This is a genomic window from Vibrio marisflavi CECT 7928, assembly GCF_921294215.1.
In the GTDB taxonomy this organism is placed as follows: domain Bacteria; phylum Pseudomonadota; class Gammaproteobacteria; order Enterobacterales; family Vibrionaceae; genus Vibrio; species Vibrio marisflavi.
This window is the reverse complement of record NZ_CAKLDM010000001.1, coordinates 459,181-478,074: the sequence shown is the minus strand read 5'-3', so window position 1 is coordinate 478,074 and position 18,894 is coordinate 459,181. Positions and strand designations below refer to the sequence as shown.

Annotated in this window: 12 protein-coding genes; 8 read left to right on the top strand and 4 right to left on the bottom strand. The window is 41.7% G+C overall.

What is annotated here, in order from left to right:
* Positions 1-166: 166 nt before the first annotated feature.
* Entirely contained in the window at positions 167-871 is a 705-nt protein-coding gene (locus tag L7A31_RS02160; protein WP_237359847.1) for a GntR family transcriptional regulator, read from the bottom strand.
* 286 nt (positions 872-1,157) lie between these two features.
* Between L7A31_RS02160 and L7A31_RS02155 the strand changes: the two genes are divergently transcribed.
* Both L7A31_RS02155 and L7A31_RS02150 read left to right on the top strand, forming a co-directional pair.
* Positions 1,158-2,783, top strand: coding sequence for an alpha-glucoside-specific PTS transporter subunit IIBC (locus L7A31_RS02155; RefSeq protein ID WP_237359846.1), 1,626 nt, complete (start codon positions 1,158-1,160; stop codon positions 2,781-2,783).
* A gap of 81 nt (positions 2,784-2,864) precedes the next feature.
* Positions 2,865-4,202, top strand: coding sequence for a 6-phospho-alpha-glucosidase (locus L7A31_RS02150; protein WP_290368733.1), 1,338 nt, complete (start codon positions 2,865-2,867; stop codon positions 4,200-4,202).
* Positions 4,203-4,264: 62 nt separating this feature from the next.
* On the opposite strand, the gene L7A31_RS02145 is transcribed toward L7A31_RS02150, so the two are convergent.
* Both L7A31_RS02145 and L7A31_RS02140 read right to left on the bottom strand, forming a co-directional pair.
* Positions 4,265-5,398, bottom strand: a complete 1,134-nt coding sequence (locus L7A31_RS02145) for an ABC transporter substrate-binding protein (RefSeq protein ID WP_237359845.1) — start codon at positions 5,396-5,398, stop codon at positions 4,265-4,267.
* A 139-nt stretch (positions 5,399-5,537) separates the two neighbouring features.
* Complete coding sequence (locus L7A31_RS02140; protein ID WP_237359844.1) at positions 5,538-7,898, bottom strand: Lon protease family protein; 2,361 nt, start codon at positions 7,896-7,898, stop codon at positions 5,538-5,540.
* Positions 7,899-8,121: 223 nt separating this feature from the next.
* Between L7A31_RS02140 and lhgO the strand changes: the two genes are divergently transcribed.
* Both lhgO and L7A31_RS02130 read left to right on the top strand, forming a co-directional pair.
* Positions 8,122-9,357, top strand: coding sequence for an L-2-hydroxyglutarate oxidase (gene lhgO / locus L7A31_RS02135; RefSeq protein WP_237359843.1), 1,236 nt, complete (start codon positions 8,122-8,124; stop codon positions 9,355-9,357).
* 41 nt (positions 9,358-9,398) lie between these two features.
* Positions 9,399-12,227: an FAD-binding and (Fe-S)-binding domain-containing protein gene (locus L7A31_RS02130; RefSeq protein ID WP_237359842.1), complete on the top strand. Its 2,829-nt coding sequence runs from the start codon at positions 9,399-9,401 to the stop codon at positions 12,225-12,227.
* A 465-nt stretch (positions 12,228-12,692) separates the two neighbouring features.
* Here the strand turns inward: L7A31_RS02130 and L7A31_RS02125 are convergent, their stop codons facing one another.
* Positions 12,693-13,145, bottom strand: a complete 453-nt coding sequence (locus tag L7A31_RS02125; protein WP_237359841.1) for an SRPBCC domain-containing protein — start codon at positions 13,143-13,145, stop codon at positions 12,693-12,695.
* A 180-nt stretch (positions 13,146-13,325) separates the two neighbouring features.
* Here L7A31_RS02125 and L7A31_RS02120 point away from each other — a divergent pair, with 180 nt between their 5' ends.
* The 4 genes from L7A31_RS02120 (at position 13,326) to L7A31_RS02105 (ending at position 18,721) form a co-directional block, all read left to right on the top strand.
* Positions 13,326-13,916 (top strand): TetR/AcrR family transcriptional regulator, encoded by a 591-nt coding sequence (locus tag L7A31_RS02120; protein ID WP_237359840.1) that lies wholly within the window; start codon positions 13,326-13,328, stop codon positions 13,914-13,916.
* A gap of 85 nt (positions 13,917-14,001) precedes the next feature.
* The gene (curA, locus tag L7A31_RS02115; RefSeq protein WP_237359839.1) at positions 14,002-15,030 is read left to right on the top strand and encodes an NADPH-dependent curcumin/dihydrocurcumin reductase; all 1,029 of its coding nucleotides are present in this window, start codon (positions 14,002-14,004) and stop codon (positions 15,028-15,030) included.
* Between the two features lie 11 nt (positions 15,031-15,041).
* A complete protein-coding gene (locus L7A31_RS02110; RefSeq protein WP_237359838.1) occupies positions 15,042-15,701 on the top strand; it encodes an NAD(P)H-dependent oxidoreductase in 660 nt (219 codons plus the stop codon).
* Between the two features lie 143 nt (positions 15,702-15,844).
* Complete coding sequence (locus tag L7A31_RS02105; RefSeq protein ID WP_237359837.1) at positions 15,845-18,721, top strand: HD domain-containing phosphohydrolase; 2,877 nt, start codon at positions 15,845-15,847, stop codon at positions 18,719-18,721.
* The last annotated feature ends 173 nt before the right edge of the window (positions 18,722-18,894 follow it).

Genomic DNA, 18,894 nt, shown 5'->3' with positions numbered 1-18,894 from the left:
TTTCATGAATATATCTGACCCTAATATCAAGATCAGATAGTCAATTTTTCTCGCAAGTTTGTCAACCCAGCGTAGGGGGAATATTGACTAAAGTTTTATATAATTAGTTTAACAAAAGAATCGATTTGATTAGAAAGAGGCTGTTAAAGATAAATAACCATATTCACTACGCATGACGTTTTAGATAGTGTTTATAAGACATGGTTTCAGGCTTCGATACAATTCTAGTGTATTCAAACACAGTTCCATTTTTTAGAATGCCTTTAGATAAGACACAAATAAGCGGTTTGTTAGCATCAACGTCTAATGTCTCGCACATATGCTGATCAGGTAATATAGCTTCAAAGTCTTGATAAGCGCCATCAATTTCAAAGCCTAGCTCTTGTTCAAGGTACTGATATTTAGAACCTTCCATAGACATTACATTCATTTTGGGATACAAAGCCATCGGCATATAAGAATCCTCATATACAGAAGGTAATCCGTTGATTAGTTTAAATCGGCGAATGAAATAAACTTTCTCACCTACTTTAATATTCAAAATCTCTGCAATGTCTTCTTCTGCATCAATCAGTGCAAAGTCACAAATCTTGTACTCTAAATGTGTTCCTGATTCTAATAAATATTCACTGGTACTTTTCAAATTGAGCATAGAACTGATCAATGTCTTACCAATGATGGTTGAGCCTGCACCTTGACGTTTTTCGACCAAGCCCAATTTTACAAGTTCATCAATTGCTTTACGGATAGTAATTCGACTCACCGAATATTGTTCCATCAACTCCTTTTCTGTCGGTAGTGTATCTCCTATTGAAAACTCATCGGAATCAATACGACCTCTAAGTTCTTGCATTGTTTTTTTGTACAACATATTCGGGACCTCCTTATCGAGAAAAATTTACACACGACAATAGAACAAATCAATGACCAATTATCAAGGTTATGACGGGAGTAGGTAATTTTTCAAATAGTTATAGTCTACTTCGTTCATATCTAACGTGTATATTAGTACAAGATCTCACAATTCATCTCTTATTTGTACCATATCACATTTAACATATCTTATATTTGTCATATCCGTTGTGCGAGAGTAGGTTAACTGTTATCCAAACTTAGGACACTTTTGAAGCACGAATGAATAATGTAAGGATTCTATTATGCTAAGTGCAGTACAACGTCTAGGCGGCGCAATGTTTACCCCAGTTCTCCTTTTCCCTTTTGTCGGGATTCTAGTAGGGCTGACGATTGTTCTAAAAAACCCAGTATTTGTCGGCGATCTTGCTGATAAGTCGGGTCTTTTTTATCAAATTCTAAAAGTGGTTGAAGAAGGCGGCTGGACGATTTTCCGCAATATGCCTTTGATATTCGCAGTCGGCTTACCAATAGGCCTAGCTAAAACAGCTCAGGCTCGAGCTGTATTGGTCGTGTTAGTTTCGTACTTAACGTTTAACTATTTTGTTGCGGCTATGGGGACTATATGGGGCAGTTACTTTGGCGTTGATTTCTCACAAGCAGTAGGAGGTACATCCGGTTTAACTGAAATCTCAGGTATAAAAACTATGGATACCGGGATCTTCGGTGCAATCATTATTGCAGGACTAGTCACTTGGATTCACAACAGGACATTTGAAAAACAGCTGCCTCCGTATCTAGGTATCTTTCAAGGTGCATCATTTGTTGCAATGACATCGTTCTTTGCCATGCTTCCAGCGGCTTGGCTAACACTTTATATCTGGCCTTCAGTCCAGCATGGCATCCTTAACCTCCAATCATTCATCGTGAACTCTGGTGCTTTTGGTGTTGGCCTGTATACCTTCTTAGAGCGTATCCTGATCCCTACTGGACTACATCACTTTGTGTATGCTCCTTTCATTTTTGGCAACGTCGTTACTCCAAACGGCATTACCGCTGACTGGTATACAAATCTCGAAGCATTTACTCACTCAAGTCAAGCTATAAAAGATCTCTTCCCCGCTGGCGGATTTGCTCTACATGGTAACTCAAAAGTGTTTGGCTGCTCAGGTATTGCACTTGCGATGTACCACACCGCGAAACCTGAAAACCGTAAGAAAGTTGCCGCTCTACTCATTCCTGCGACTTTGACCGCAGTATTAGTTGGTATTACTGAACCACTTGAGTTTACCTTCCTGTTTATCGCTCCTTGGCTGTTCGCTATTCATGCCATCCTTGCTGGCATCATGGCAATGGTTATGTACAGTTTCGGCGTTGTAGGCAATATGGGAGGCGGTTTGCTTGAGATACTAACAGGAAACTGGATACCTCTGCTCGGTAATCATACCAATATGGTGATTACCCAGATATCTATCGGGCTTATATTTACCGCTATCTACTACTTCACCTTTAGGTTTCTTATCGTTAAATTCGACATTCCTATTGCTGGGCGCACTAATGACGAGGTGAAGCTTCACACCAAAGAAGACTTTAATGTGAAACATGGAATCACCAAAGCAAACAACCCAGAACTAAGCCCTCTTCGCGTTCAAGCTATAGAAACGATACAAGGACTAGGTGGAGTCGAAAATATCGAAAGCTTAAACAACTGTGCAACACGCCTTCGCGTTACTGTTCTCGATTCTACGAAGGTCAAACCAACTCAGTACTTTATCGAAACAGGCGCGGTGAACTTAGTTAAAAGCGGTAATGCTATTCAAGTGATTATCGGACTAAGCGTTTCACAGCTCAGAGAAGAGTGCGAACAGATCGTCTCAAGCTATCACTCCCAAACTATGCAAAATGATTTATCGCTGAACACTGCAAACTGAACATTAGTAACTTCAATACACAACTATCCACGCTATATGTTTGAGCGGTAAACGCCGCTCTAAAACCATAAGAGGTATATTATGAAAAAGGAATTCTCTGTTGTTATCGCTGGTGGCGGCTCAACATTTACACCCGGCATTGTAATGATGCTGCTCAACAACCAAGACCGTTTTCCAATCAGAAAGTTAAAATTCTACGATAACTTCGCATCTCGCCAAGAAACCATTGCAGAGGCTTGTAGAATCTTACTCAAAGAACGCGCACCACACATCGAGTTTTCATATACCACCGATCCTGAAGAGGCTTTTTCCGACATAGATTTTTGTATGGCGCACATTCGTGTGGGACTGTACGCGATGAGAGAACTAGATGAAAAAATCCCTCTTCGTCACGGCTGTGTTGGTCAAGAAACCTGTGGTGCTGGTGGCATTGCATATGGCCTTCGCTCTATACCAGCTGTTATAGAAATGATTGATTATATGGAAAAATATTCACCAGATGCTTGGATGCTAAATTACTCAAACCCTGCTGCAATCGTGGCAGAAGCTTGTCGAGCAATGCGCCCTAGCTCGAAAGTACTCAATATCTGTGATATGCCAATTGGCATCGAAACGCGTGTCGCAGAAATACTTGGCTATGAAGATCGCAAACAATTCGACATTATGTACTACGGCTTGAATCATTTTGGCTGGTGGAAAGAGTTCAAAGACACTGAAACAGGTGAAAATTTGCTGCCACGTATAAAAGAATATATTAAAGAGAACGGCTACTTACCGCCAAGTGCAATTAGTGGCGCTCAACACACCGATGAATCGTGGAAAGATACTTTTAGAAAGGTTAGAGATGTCTATGCTTTAGACCCGGAAACTATTCCAAACACATACCTGAAATACTACATGTATCCTGACTATGTCGTTGAGCACTCAGATAAAGAGTTTACACGTGCCAACGAAGTCATGGAGGGACGTGAGAAAGAAGTATTTACTGAATGCAATCGTATTATCGCAAATGGGACTGCTACTGATACAAGTATTGAAGTTGAAGAGCACGCCTCATACATTGTAGATTTAGCCACGGCGATTGCTTTTAACACCAAGGAACGCATGTTACTCATTGTCCCAAACAATGGTTCTATTACTAACTTTGATCCTACTGCTATGGTTGAGATCCCTTGTATAGTCGACAATACTGGCGCAAAACCACTTCAAATAGGTGAAATCCCTGAATTCCAAAAAGGAATGATGAACCAGCAAGTCTCAGTTGAAAAACTCGTCGTAGAAGCTCACGTCGAGGGTTCCTATCAAAAACTATGGCAGGCGCTGACTCTGTCAGCGACAATCCCAAGTGCTACTGTTGCCAAAGCTATTTTGGATGATTTGTTAGAGGTCAATAAAGATTATTGGACACCAATGAACTAACCAACAACTCTTGCTTAAAAGTCAGATATGCCCTGTCGAACAGGGCATTTTTTTTAGCTTCTCTATTGAGAGGAATTAAGTTGACCCAACATCTCTTGCAATGAGAAGTTGTACTTTTTAATGTCAGGGTTATGGCTTTTAGAAAAGCGCGTAAAGTCAATATCGTCAAAATTGCCGTCACCAAAGTGCTTTTTGTACTCTCCAATATTGTCTGAAGTTAATATTGAAAATTTTGACTGAGCTAATACGTTCTCCAATGGAATGCCATTGTGATGGTCGTTTACCATAACTAGGCCCCATCCCCCATCCATGAAATGTCCACCAACCGTCGAAGAAAGCTCGCCTTTATTCACACCTTCAACAGCGGAGGCAGCCCAGTCGATGCCACCTATAAATATGTCTTTCCCTGGAGTTCTCCCCATCGTCGTTGCCGCCTCGGCAGCTCCCAATGCCATACCATCGCTTGCATTCCAAATAACACTTAGCTGAGGAAACTGTTTCAGTACTTGCTCTGAAATAAATTCTGCTTTGTCCTTTTCCCAATAACCATATGCAAGCTTAACTATCTTCACGTTGGGGTATTCTGATACTGCTTTGCGTAAGCCTTCAATTCTCAACTCTGATGTAGTCTTGCGTGTTCCGCCGATACCTGCAACGTAAAGGATACCGTCATCTGCTACCATATTTTTTTCTATTGCACTATCAATCAGGTTTTTGCCTAGCAGATACCCCGCTTGTATTTCATCTGGGATATATTCAGCTATCCAGTTTTCGTATTTACTTTCCGGAAAACCATGCTTTTCTCTATCTTCAGCTATTAACCCACCATTGAACAAAAATATTTTTATGCCTTTCTCGTTGGCTCGAGGCAGTACGTCTAGCATGTTCTTTTTTATATTAATAACGAAAAGATAGTCGGGCAGTTTTTCTCTCATTATTACTTTTACGGCGTCATTTTTGCTCTGAATATGATTTCGGTTCCCGTAAATCACTTCCAAATCGACGCCGAGATCCTCTGCAGAAGCGCGCATGAATCGGTCGACCAAGCGATAAAACGGATCATCCTTTGAACCGGGATTAATGAACACCACAGAGGGTGACTCTTTCTGCTGTGGTGTTTGATTCGCGAAAGATGGGTAACTCATTACAATCGCTAAGATTAACAGCCAAATCCTTTTGACATTAAAGTAATCCATTGAAGCTCTCTTATGCAATGTGCACTACGAAAAAAATCCTTGTTTAATGATTATAGTGTCAATTAATACTGACTGTTGTACAAAAAATAAGAGCCAGCAAACGCTGGCTCTTCAAACTTAGACATCTATTCAAATTCAACTACTTGCGCAAAGCATTTAATTTAGCTTGTGCTATGCCGAATATAGTATCGGTTGGGTATGTACCTTCTTCACTCGGAGTTCCTGCGGTTTTCCCAGTGAAAATTTCGATAGCCTCTGTCACATGGTCAATAGCCCAAATATTAAACTCACCTTTCTCGACCGCTTTTACTATATCAGTACGTAACATGAGGTTGTGCATATTCGAGCGAGGTATGATGACGCCCTGCTCGTTGGTACGACCTTTTATTTTACAAACGTCGAAAAAGCCTTCTATTTTCTCGTTCACGCCACCAATAGGTTGAGACTCGCCAAACTGGTTCATTGAACCAGTAATTGCAATATCTTGTCGGTTAGGTTGCTTAGAGAAAGCAGAAACAACGGCACAAAACTCAGCCATACTAGCGCTATCACCATCCACTCCACCATATGACTGCTCGAAAGTAATCGTTGTGGTAAGCGGCACTTTGGCAGTTTTACCAAACACAGAAGAGAGGTAAGCGGTCAGAATCATAACGCCTTTTGAGTGGATACTACCTCCCAGATCAACGCTACGTTCGATATCAATCACATCGCCATCACCATAAGATGTGGTCGCTGTAATTCGATTCGGTGCACCAAACATATGATCACTGGTAGAAAGTACTGATAACGCATTGACCTGCCCTACTGCTAAGCCTTCCGTGTGAATCAATGTTGTGCCATTAATGAAAGACTCCATAACATTGTCTTGAAGGCGGCTTACTCGCATTTCTTGATTGCTTAGCGCTTCTTGAACGTGATTCAAGCGAATCATATTTGAGTTTGCTTGTCGGGCAACATAGTTAGACTCACGAAGCAAAATAGAGATATGAGACGAGTGTAGGGACAGTTTATTTCTGTCACCAGCTATCCTTGAGCTATGCTCGATAATCCGCGCAATCGCCTTTCGGTCACAATGTAACATGTTGTTATCATGAACAATACTCGAAATAAAACGTGCATAATGCAGCTCAGAGTCGGCAGTTCTCGGCATATCTTCTTCAAAGTCGGCTGTAACCCGAAATAGTTCGCTAAACTCTGGATCGTAATGCTGTAGAAGTTGGTAAGTTCGATGGTCACCGAATAGGATAATCTTTACATCAAGTGGAATATGCTCTGGGTCGAGAGAAACAGCACCTGTTAGAGTGAGCTCTTTTTCTAGTGAAGTAAAACTTAGTTGGCGCGAGCGTAACGCACGCTTCAATCCATCCCAAACGTACGGTTGTTCGAGTACTTTGACCGCGTCCATTAGTAATACACCACCATTGGCTTTGTGCAAACTTCCTGGACGAATAAGTGAGAAATCAGTAAAGACGGTTCCCTTAAAGGTAGCCGTTTCAATATAACCAAATAACGTATGGTAGTTAGGGTTGTTTTCTACAACAACAGGAAGGTTTTGGTCTTTACGGCTTACCAGTACGTTAACTTTGTAGCGTCGTGGTAATTTTTTATCTAGCGAAGCGGTTGCAATTTCTCCTTGCTCGCCGCCTTCTTCCAAAAAGATATCAGCGTTTTCAACAATATCTTTTTGTAGTTCAGTCAGGTACGACTTGATTTCAGGGTGAGAGGAGTAATCCGATTTGAGCTGTTTGATAAAGTGGGTAATTACATCTAAGGTCACTTCATTATTTAACTTAGTGATTTTTTCGCTGTACGCTTCTTCCCACTCAGTAAGCTGACGTACCATACCGCGCAAATTAATTTCCAGCTCATCAATGGTAGAACCAAAATAGTCTTGCTCTTTTTTAGATAGCTCATCAAAGCTTTCTTCGGTATGCGGCTCTTCACCATTCATTGCCACAAACTGGTAGTCGCCTTGAGAGGTTAAAGTCAGGTTGACTCCTTTATCTTTCGCCTCTTTACTGATGTGGTCAAGTTTTGCCTGTTGCTTAGTCGCTAGCTGATTTTTTAATTTCTCAGCACGAGAAAAGTACATTTCATTGTCGAATGCCAGTGGAATGGCACTGACTAATTTAGTCATCAGCTTTTCAATATCTTGTTTAAGCTGATTCCCGACGCCACAAGGCAGTTTCAAAACCCTTGGCGTCCGAATGTCACTGAAGTTGGCTACATAGCACCAATCGAATAGAGCTTCATGATCGTGTTGATGACGATTCAAGTAGCGAAGAATCATAGTTCGCTTGCCTAGCCCGTTCTGACCAATCGCGTAGATGTTGTAGCCTTTCTCTTTAATCGACATGGCAAATTCTACTGCTTTTTGCGCACGTTCTTGCCCAACTATCTCATCAATAGGAGCCAGTTCCTTGGTCGACTTACATGGCAGTTTTTCTAACTCTGCACTGTGATAAAGCTTTTCGGAGCCCAATCTTTGTATCGCCATAACCACCTCCTTTCTACTTATTATTTTCCTACGGCTTTTCAAGTGTATATGCAAATTGTGATCTTTTAAGTGATTTACCGCCTAATCAAGTTTAAGTGGGCAAATAACGTACGATTCATATTGTTGTAGTTGCACTTTAATAACCTTTAAGGCACTGTTGTTAAATCTATTTTTATACAAAATGACCAATAACCAAGCGAAAAACACACAAAGGGTAGACTGTATGGAAACACCGACCTCTGATAGTTATGATTTTGTTGTAATTGGTGGCGGTATCGTAGGAGTTGCAACTGCTTGGCAGTTAATACAAAAATACCCAAACAAAAAAATTGCTTTGCTTGAAAAGGAAACAGAACTCGCGGCTCACCAAACAGGACACAATAGTGGCGTTATTCATGCAGGCGTCTACTATGCTCCTGGTAGCCTCAAAGCAGAGCTGTGTAAACGGGGTAGCACTCTGCTAAAACAATTTTGTCAGAAGCATAAAATACCCGTAGACAACTGCGGCAAGCTGTTAGTTGCCACCAACCAGATCGAATTGGGCCGAATGGAGAAGCTATACCAACGCTGCTTAAACAATGGCATTGAAGTTAGCCAGTTAAACAAACGACAACTGCATGAAGCTGAGCCAGAAATACAAGGTGAAGGTGCGCTGCATGTTAAAACAACCAGCATTGTGGACTTTCGTTTAGTTACTATAAAACTGGCCGAGGAGTTTAGTCGGCTCGGTGGGCGAGTTCTACTAAATACAAGAGTGACTGACTTGAATGAAAGTTCAGATAGGATTGAGCTACAGTGCCATGATGACAAAACCACCCATGTCATTCACACCAATTATCTCATATCTTGTGCTGGGTTAATGTCTGATAGGCTCGCTAAAAAACTCAATATTGACGTCGACTTTCAAATTATTCCTTATCGAGGTGAATACTATAAGTTGTCGGAACAACACAACAATGTCGTCAATCACCTTATCTATCCTATTCCTGACCCAGACCTACCATTTTTAGGCGTACACCTAACCAAAATGATTGATGGAAGTGTGACGGTCGGGCCAAATGCTGTTCAGGGGTGGAAGAGAGAAGGCTACAGACAATGGAATTTCAGCTTAAAAGATACTTGGGAAATGGTCACATTTTCTGGCTTTTGGAAAGTCACTAGAAAGCACCTCTCTGCAGGGGTAAGCGAGCTAAAAAACTCCTATTACAAATCAGGCTATTTGAAACTAGTAAATAAATATTGCCCCAAAATATCGATGGCAGATTTACACCCACACCCTGCTGGAGTCCGCGCACAAGCCGTTATGTCGGATGGCACCATGATGCATGATTTTCTGTTTGCACAAACTCCTAGAAGCTTGCATGTATGTAATGCTCCCTCACCAGCAGCAACCTCCTCCATTGCTATTGGCGAATACATAGTGGACAAAGTCAGCAATCATGTAAATTACGACAATTAATACAAATAACTAAAAAGTACAATAAATTATAGGAACGAGACGTGAGCAAATTTAACAACAATCAGTATGCAGCACTTTATGAAAACCTGCTGACCCAGCTAGACTCAAGTCAAATATTTACTCAAGAAGAACACCGCTTAGCATACGGTACCGATGCCAGTTTCTATCGACTTATTCCCGAATTGGTTCTTAGGCTCAGTAGTCTTGAAGAAGTCATATTTTCTATCCGCTTATGCCGCAAGCACCTTATTCCTTACACATTTCGCGCTGCAGGCACCAGCCTTTCTGGCCAAGCTATTTCAGACTCAGTATTGATTACGCTTGATGACAACTGGCGCAACTATAAGATTTACGAAGATGGCAATAAAATATCTCTTCAACCGGGTGTTATTGGTGCTGATGCCAACAAATACCTTACCCCGTATCAGCGCAAAATAGGGCCTGACCCCGCCTCCATCAATACGTGTAAAATTGGTGGCATAGCTGCAAATAACGCCAGTGGTATGTGCTGTGGCACAGCGCACAATACATATAAAACTATCGATAGTATTAAAGTAGTCTTTAATGATGGAACCTTGCTCGATACCTCCGACCCGAAAAGTATTTCCGATTTTCATGTTGCAAGGCCAGATATCATTGAGGCCATCAGTCAGCTTCATCAAGAAACCACTAACAATACTGAATTAACCCAAAAGATTCACCACAAATACCGCCTCAAAAACACCACTGGATACTCGCTAAACGCTTTAGTTGACTTCCAAGACCCTATTGAAATAATCGAACACTTAATGATTGGCTCAGAAGGCACTTTAGGCTTCATTGCTGAAATTACATACAACACGGTAGAAGAGCTTCCTAACAAAGCAACTGCACTGTTGGTTTTTGACAATATAGAGCAAGCAAGTAACGCAGTAAGTGCTATCGCAAACAGCCCTGTCGCCTCCGTAGAGCTAATGGATGGGCGTTCTCTAGCATCTATCGCAGATAAAAAAGGCATGCCCACCTTTATAAAAACACTTAACAACGAAGCAAGTGCGATATTAATTGAGTCCCAAGCGAAAGACCAAAATCAGCTTGAACAACAAATCCAAGCAATTATGTCGACTCTCGAGCCTTTTGCAATTCTCGAATCCGTCCCGTTCACTTCTGACACTAATACCGTTTCGACATTGTGGTCTATCCGTAAAGGCTTATTCCCTGCTGTAGGAGCGGTGAGAGAAACAGGGACAACTGTTATCATCGAAGATGTTGCCTTTCCTGTAAAGCATTTGGCCAATGGTATTCGTGAACTGCAGGCATTGTTTGATAAATACCATTACAACGAGGCAATTATTTTCGGTCATGCTTTGGAAGGCAACCTGCACTTTGTCTTTACCCAAGGGTTTGACCAGCAGACCGAAATTGACCGATATAGCCAGTTCATGGATGAGGTTGCTCAACTTGTTGCTACTAAGTACCAAGGTTCATTGAAAGCAGAGCATGGTACGGGACGAAATATGTCACCATATGTTGAGTTGGAGTGGGGAAAAGACGGTTACCAATTAATGCAGAAAATCAAAGGGATTTTCGACCCTGAAGGCCTACTTAACCCCGGTGTAATTATCAATGACAACGATAAGGCACACATCGAAAACTTGAAACCCATGCCAGCGGCAGATCCTATTGTTGATAAGTGTATCGAGTGCGGTTTTTGCGAACCTGTCTGTCCTTCAAAATCGTTAACTCTCACTCCTAGACAACGAATTGTTTTATATAGAGAACTTCAAAGTCGCAAAGCTAATTCGACTCCGGGATATAAAAACCTATACAAATCCTTTGAATATCAGGGGCTCGATACATGTGCTGCAACGGGGTTATGTGCCGACCGCTGCCCAGTAGGTATTAATACTGGAGAGCTGGTTAAAAAGCTTCGCACAGAAAAATATCAGCGCTACAGCTCAATTGCTAAATGGACGGCCAATCATACACAGTTAACTGGCTCAGTGGCGAAGTTTGCACTTTCATCCAATAGCATGATGCAAAGACTGGTTGGCGATAATGCGGCTGATACTCTTGTAAACGGGATTAGAAAAGTGACACGAGGCAACTCACCACACTGGATCGCTGAATATCCTCAAGCCAACAGGCATAACTACCAAAGGGAAGCTTTAGAAGCAAAAGCTTCGACTAATGTTGTCGTATATATTCCCTCTTGCGTAAGCCGAAATATGGGACAACCAATCTCAGCAGACGATCAGCGCTCGTTAACCCAAGTGACTATATCTGTACTACACAAAGCAGGTTACACCGTCATTATTCCAGACGACATCAATGAGCAATGCTGTGGAATGCCCTATGAAAGCAAAGGTATGAACGATATTGCTAAGTCCAAGTTCGCACAACTCGAGCAAGTGTTGTGGAAAGAATCAAAGCAAGGCGAATACCCTGTGCTTATGGATACCAGTCCTTGTATAAAACGTAGTGTCGAAAATTTGCAACATTCCATTGATATCTTCGAGCCATCTCAATTTGTCGCGGCACACCTTTTGGATAAACTGAAACTAAAACCAATCGATGAACCAGTGATGCTACACGTTACTTGCAGCTCTCAAAGAATGGGGTTGTCGAACTCTCTAATCCAGCTAGCTGAGAAATGCGCTAAAAAAGTTATCGTCCCAGAGCATGTTTACTGCTGCGGCTGGGCCGGAGACAAAGGTTTCACTACACCTGAGCTCAATAACACTGCCGTGAAGAGTCTTAGAGGTCAGGTTCCTGATGGATGTACTAAAGGTTATAGCAATAGCCGAACATGTGAAATTGGCCTATCTCATCACAGTGGCATTACGTATCAATCGATTCTGTACTTGGTCGATCAAGCTTCGTCAGTGTAAACATGCTGAGTCTTGAGTCCTATTCGGAGAAGACATGCTCACCAGTGTACAGTCGCCACAGTTACTATTTTCACAAATATAAGTTATTCTCAGTGGCCTTTTTGAGGCCATTGATGTTTTAGCTAAAGCTATATTTCTTTGGCTAAAAATTTCTAAGCTAATGAGGCGATGTTGACATTGAGCACTATCAAAGTGCATTTGTTGGGCACGCAGTCCATTGATATCGTTTGTCGTCTTCGAACAGTCAAGTTGGTTTATTGAAGAAACACTTACCGCTTCAAACGCTAGAGTGCTGAATGAAAAAATAGTGACTAAAAAACTTATTGTCAGCAAGAACCTTTTGCTTTTCATGTTGTGTCATAGAAATACAGTGATGGGCATAAACTCTATTCGTTAATTATTACATTATCAATTAAAAACAATTGAGAAAAATTAACCCACCGTACAATAAACTGATAACCGCAATCATTCACTTTTATCTGGTTCGGACAACAATTTAATGGCTGGAAGCGCTGCTTTCCAGCTGTTGTTAAACATGCTAGAAAAGTCAGGGTGCGTTTCAACTGTTACCTTTAACGTCACCATATCTTTATCTTGTACTAACTCCAGCTTTTCTTTACAACCAATCCATTTTTTGGCTATGTCACTATCGATATCTTGCAAGTGTTCTGGATTAAATATCGCCACATGATGATATTCAATAAATCGGTGTTGCTCTACCCTATCGATAATTGCTTTACTGCCACCAAGAGAAGGGTCAAAAAAGGTCATTTCTTCTCCTTCAGCCCAACTTCCCTGAAAAGCTGGATCGGGTGAAAAAGCTTTAGCCCAAAGCTTATAGTGTTCAAGCTTTGTTAGCACATCCCAAACCGTTTTTAAATCAGATTGGATTTGAATTTGATAATTCAATGTCAGCATTTCTGTTCCTATCCCTTTGTTATCTTTTATAGGTATAGAGTATTTTGGGGTGGATATGATTTTCCCCTCTCTTTTTGCGTGACCAATTATTCAAAGTGAGAGCGTCGGTTGATTTCCTACTGCGAATAAAACCAAAAATAAAACTAGACGACTGGTCTATTTAGGGGTATATTGCCCCGCATGAACAAGAAAACAGCAGACACTCGGCAACATATACTAGACGTTGGTTATCAATTGGTGGTAAGCAAAGGCTTTACTAGTGTCGGGTTGTCAGAGTTACTAAAAAATGCCGCGGTACCAAAAGGTTCTTTTTATCACTATTTTAAGTCTAAAGAGCAGTTTGGTGAAGCACTCATCCAAGATTACTTCGACAGCTATATGCAGCGATTGGCGCTAACTTTAAGTCCTGACAACGGCAATAGCTTACAGCAGATCCTTCACTACTTCAGCGGTTGGCTTGAGGTCGTAGATGGAGTGTGTAATGCGCACAAGTGTTTAGTTGTAAAATTGAGTGCTGAGGTCTCTGATTTATCTGATCCGATGCGTGAAGCTCTTAACTCTGGCGCAAATAAAATCGTCGCTTCTATCGCAAAGTGTATCGAAAAAGGTATAGAAAGAGACGAAATCATTAAACAAGATAGTTTACTTATAGCTAGAACATTGTATCAGCTGTGGTTAGGTGGGAGTTTACTCAGCAAACTCAATAACGACATACAGCAACTTGAACAAACTATGAAAACAACCAAGCAACTGCTTGTTCCAGCTGCATAAATAGTACTTAACTGGATACCCGCTAATGAGCGGGATATTTTTTAAACTTTTTATAGACGACCGGTCTAATTAACGGAGCAAAACGATGATTGATAGTAATCGAAAAGTCGTATTAGCGTCACGCCCAAACGGCCATCCACAAACCAATAATTTTCAATTAGAAAAAAGTGCTGTCCCTAACGTCAAAGAAGGTGAAGTACTTCTGCGTAGCGTCTACTTGTCCCTAGATCCATATATGCGTGGCCGAATGAGTGATAAAGAATCTTACGCGGCTCCTGTAGGCTTAGGAGAAGTGATGGTTGGAGGCACCGTTTGCCAAGTGGAAAGCTCGAAACACCCTAATTTCACTGCAGGTGAATGGGTTCTGGCGCATATCGGTTGGCAAGATTTCGCAATCTCGAATGGTGACAGCTTACTCAAGCTAGGAGACAGCCCCACTCATCCTTCTTACGCACTCGGAGTGATGGGTATGCCTGGTTTTACCGCCTACATGGGATTGTTGGATATTGGTCAACCAAAACAAGGCGACACTATAGTGGTTGCAGCTGCAACAGGTGCAGTCGGGTCGATTGTTGGCCAAATTGGTAAGCTCAAGGGCTGCAAAGTTATTGGTATTGCAGGAGGAGAGGAGAAGTGTCGATACGCAAAAGACGTTCTTGGATTCGATGATTGTATCGATCATAAACAGCCAGGTTTCGCCAACCTTCTATCTGAAGCCTGCGTAGATGGAATCGACATCTACTTTGAAAACGTCGGCGGCAAAGTATTTGACGCTGTATTGCCTTTGCTCAACACCGGAGCGCGAGTCCCAGTTTGTGGGTTGATATCGCAGTACAACGCCACCTCACTTCCTAAAGGTCCAGATCGTACTTCTGCGTTAATGGCGACATTACTGATAAAGCGTATCAAAATGCAAGGTTTCATCATTTTTGATGATTACGGCCATCGATACAACGAATTTGCTGAGGATATGGAGCAATGGCTCGCTCAAGGAAAGATTCAATATAAAGAGCACATCATTGAAGGCCTCGAAAATGCACCTAGTGCGTTTATAGGCCTCCTGAATGGCGACAACTTTGGCAAGCTTATTATCCAAACGAATACAGCAAAATAAAGGCAAATATTATGAGCACACACCCAATTATTCAAGACTTAAACCTACGTTATACCGCTAAACGTTACGATGAAACTAAGCGTGTTTCACAACAAGACTTAGAAGTTATTTATGAGAGCATGAGATTATCTGCTTCTTCAATTAACTCTCAACCTTGGAAGTTCGTCGTGATCGAAAGCGAAGAAGCAAAACAACGTATGCACAACTCGTTCGCGAACAAACATCAGTTCAACCAACCGCATGCAAAATCTGCGTCGCATATTATTTTGTTTGCCCACAACCCCAACTACACACGTGAAGACTACGCAAAAGTAGTAGATAAGGGCATTGAAGACGGACGCATGGCTAAAGAAAATCGTGAAAAAGGCTTTGCAGGCTACGCTTTTGCTGAGTCGAATACAGACTCAACTGGCAACAATGCTACATGGACTAAAGCTCAAACTTATATCGCCCTCGGGAATACATTGCATGTTTTAGCCCGCTTAGGCATTGACTCTACAACAATGGAAGGTATTGACAGCGAACTGATATCTGAGTTGTTTAAAGAAGAGCTTGACGGGCACCGATGCGAAGTTGCTCTTGCTATCGGCTACCATCATAAAGATGAAGATTACAACGCCAAACTACCAAAATCTCGCCTTGCAAGAGAACAAGTACTAAGTGTTGTCTAAGTGTAACAGGGAGCTTTAGGGCTCCCTTTCCTATCTAAACTATGATTTTTCGGTTATTTAACCAAGAAACAACACCCCACAATTTTGCATCATTGATGGAATGAACAATACTTAAAGCCTAAAGCGTTTCTATTGGGGAGCTTATGAAAAAGCGGCGCTACTCGTTAAGTATTCATATCACCAGTCTATTTATAATATTAACGACCTTAATTGGCGTCATTCTTATTTCTATCAGCTTTCAACACTCACAGGAGCTACTATCAGGAAGTGTGAAAGAACTCAGTCATGAGAATAGTTTGAAGCTCGAGTCCTCTTTCCGCCAAAACGCCGACCCAATTTTCACTACAATTGACTTTCTCGCCCTAAGCCCAACCATTGATCAAAAAAAGCCCCCGGTAAAAGAAAAACGCTGGTTGACTAGCATTAATCTTATGTTTCAGCGCAACTCTGCATTGGCCGCTCTATTTTATGGCAATGACAAAGGGGCACTTGTTCTGCTACGCCCACTGAGAAACAACGCCGATAGGAAGAATTTTAACGCGCCAGAAAAAGCCACAATGCTGCTCAACTATACCAAAGCGTCAGGACTGAATGAGTTTTACTACTTTGATGGCAGTATGAACCGCGTGGGCTATCGAAAAACACAAGACAACAAATTCGACCCTCGAGTGCGTCCTTGGTATACCAATGCTGAAACTGACGGTTCAATCCGGTTAACCGAGCCATACATGTTCTACTTTCTTAAAACCTATGGAATCACTCTTTCAAAACGCTCTTACAACAATAAGTCTGTCGTAGGTGCTGACTTCACTCTTCAAGCTCTGTCAGATCAAGTGGGAGAGATTGGTTACTCAGGAAACTCAAAACTCATTCTATTCGATAGGAAGTTCCAAGTTCTCGCTCACCACCAAGTTAATATCAACGATGGCGACTCGTATGAGCAGGTATTAGAAACGTTAAAAAACAACGTGTTTCATTCAATACTTGATCAAAAAAGCCTTGAGCCACTCTATGAGCTAGAGACCTACAATGGTGAGCAGTGGTCTGTAACGCTCACGCCAGTAAAACTAAATAAAAATGTCCACCTACTTCTTGCTGAGGCAACGCCTCGCTCGGATCTACTAGCAAACTTACTATTGCTAAGAAACAAACAAGTCTCTGTCGCGCTTTCTATGCTTGCTATCTATTGCGTCGTCGTTTGGTTCATAGCGAGTAGAATAGCTCAACCGCTTAAGTCACTCGTTAAATCAACCAGCAATATTGCTCGGTTTGATTTTAGAAAAACACGTTACCCAAAGAGTCGTATAAAAGAAGTCGCAGATCTAACCAATTCCATAGAATTAATGGAGCACACTCTGCACGATTTACTCACTTTGCTGCGTGAAACTGCCAGTAACCAAGATTTTGATTTATTAGCAAAAACAATAACTCGGCAAAGTTTTCTAGTAACGAAAGCAGAGACTATCGTTCTCTATACCTATAAAAAGGAGGAAGATAAATTCACAGTCTCAGCCAACCATGCCATCATTCCATTTAAGATAGACTTGAATAAGCTTTTAAAAGGGACGGCTTGGTTGTCCAATACACTCAAAAACGGACAAGTTATCCATTTGCCTGCTAACGACAACACGTTAACGCCTTTTAAAGATGTATTGTACAACTCTGATATTTACCTGTTCCCTCTATTAAACCGAGAGGGATTACTCGTAGGCGTACTAACTCTGGGTTATGAAAGAAAAGCCAGCCCCGAACAGCTTGAAAAACACGATTTTCTAAAAGAGCTGCTCAGTTTCGCAGAGATAGCAAAAGAAAACATCGACCAAATGCAACAGCAGAAGCAAATGCTTAAAGCCTTTATCGAATTGATTGCATCAGCTATTGATGCCAAATCACCCTATACAGGAAGCCACTGCCAGCGAATACCCGAACTCACCAAAATGATCACTCAAGCCGCACAAGATGATGACAATTACTTCCCTCAGTTTGGACTCTCAAACCAGCAATGGGAAGGACTTTGGATTGCCTCTTGGCTACACGATTGTGGCAAAGTCACCACACCCGAATACGTCATAGACAAAGCAACCAAGTTAGAAACCATTTACGACAGAATTCATGAAGTGCGCATGCGTTTTGAGTTACTCAAGAAACAAGCTGAAGCTGACTACTGGCAAGGAGTCAGTGAGGGAGAAGACAAGCAGCAACTCAGTGATAAATTAAAAAGTGTCCACCAAATCCTAGACGACGAATTCGCTTTTATCGCTAAATGCAATCTAGGACAAGAACAGATGGACCCAGAGGATATTGAACGCCTTCGTCAAATCAGCGAAAGAACATGGAAAAGAACCATTGATGACCAGCTTGGTGTTTCACGCTTAGAAAAAGAGCGCGCTGGATTGAAAGCCAACTTGCCTGCAACGGAATCTGTGTTGGCTGATAAAATGGTACATCGAATTCCATGGCCTGCAGGCAGCTCACCTCAAGATAACTGGAGACAAAAATTCATCCTCACCCCAGGGGAAGTCAAGTACAACCGTGGAGAGCTACACAACTTATCCGTGACTAGAGGAACACTGACTGAAGAAGAGCGTTTCATTATTAACGACCACATAATACAAACGATCAGTATGCTTGATCTTTTGCCCTACCCCGAATACTTAAAGAATGTGCCGGAAATGGCAGGAGGTCACCATGAGAGAATGGATGGCAAAGGTTACCCTCAAGGTTTAAATGAAGACGAACTCTCTATCCCCGCCCGCATAATGGCCATAGCTGATGTATTCGAAGCACTGACTTCAAGCGATAGACCATATAAAGACGCCAAAACACTTGATGAGTCTATTGGCATCATGACTAAAATGGCGACGACAGGACACATCGACCCTAAACTTTATATCCTGTTTTTGGAAAAGGAGATCGACAAGACATACGCAAAAATGTTTCTATCGAACGACCAGATTGTAGAGATCGACCGAGACAAACATATCCAAGCGGTAAAAAGTTATATTAACGACAATTTTTAGGTGAAAACCAAGCTGTAAAGCAAGCTTTGGTTACTTATAACTCAAGATCATCTGATAAGAGATAAAGAAAAAACCGCTACAAATCAATATGACAAACAGGGCTAATGCAATGGCTTTAAAGTTCAATTTCACGGGTGATTCTCTACAGGCTGAAGATACAACTAGATTTTTAT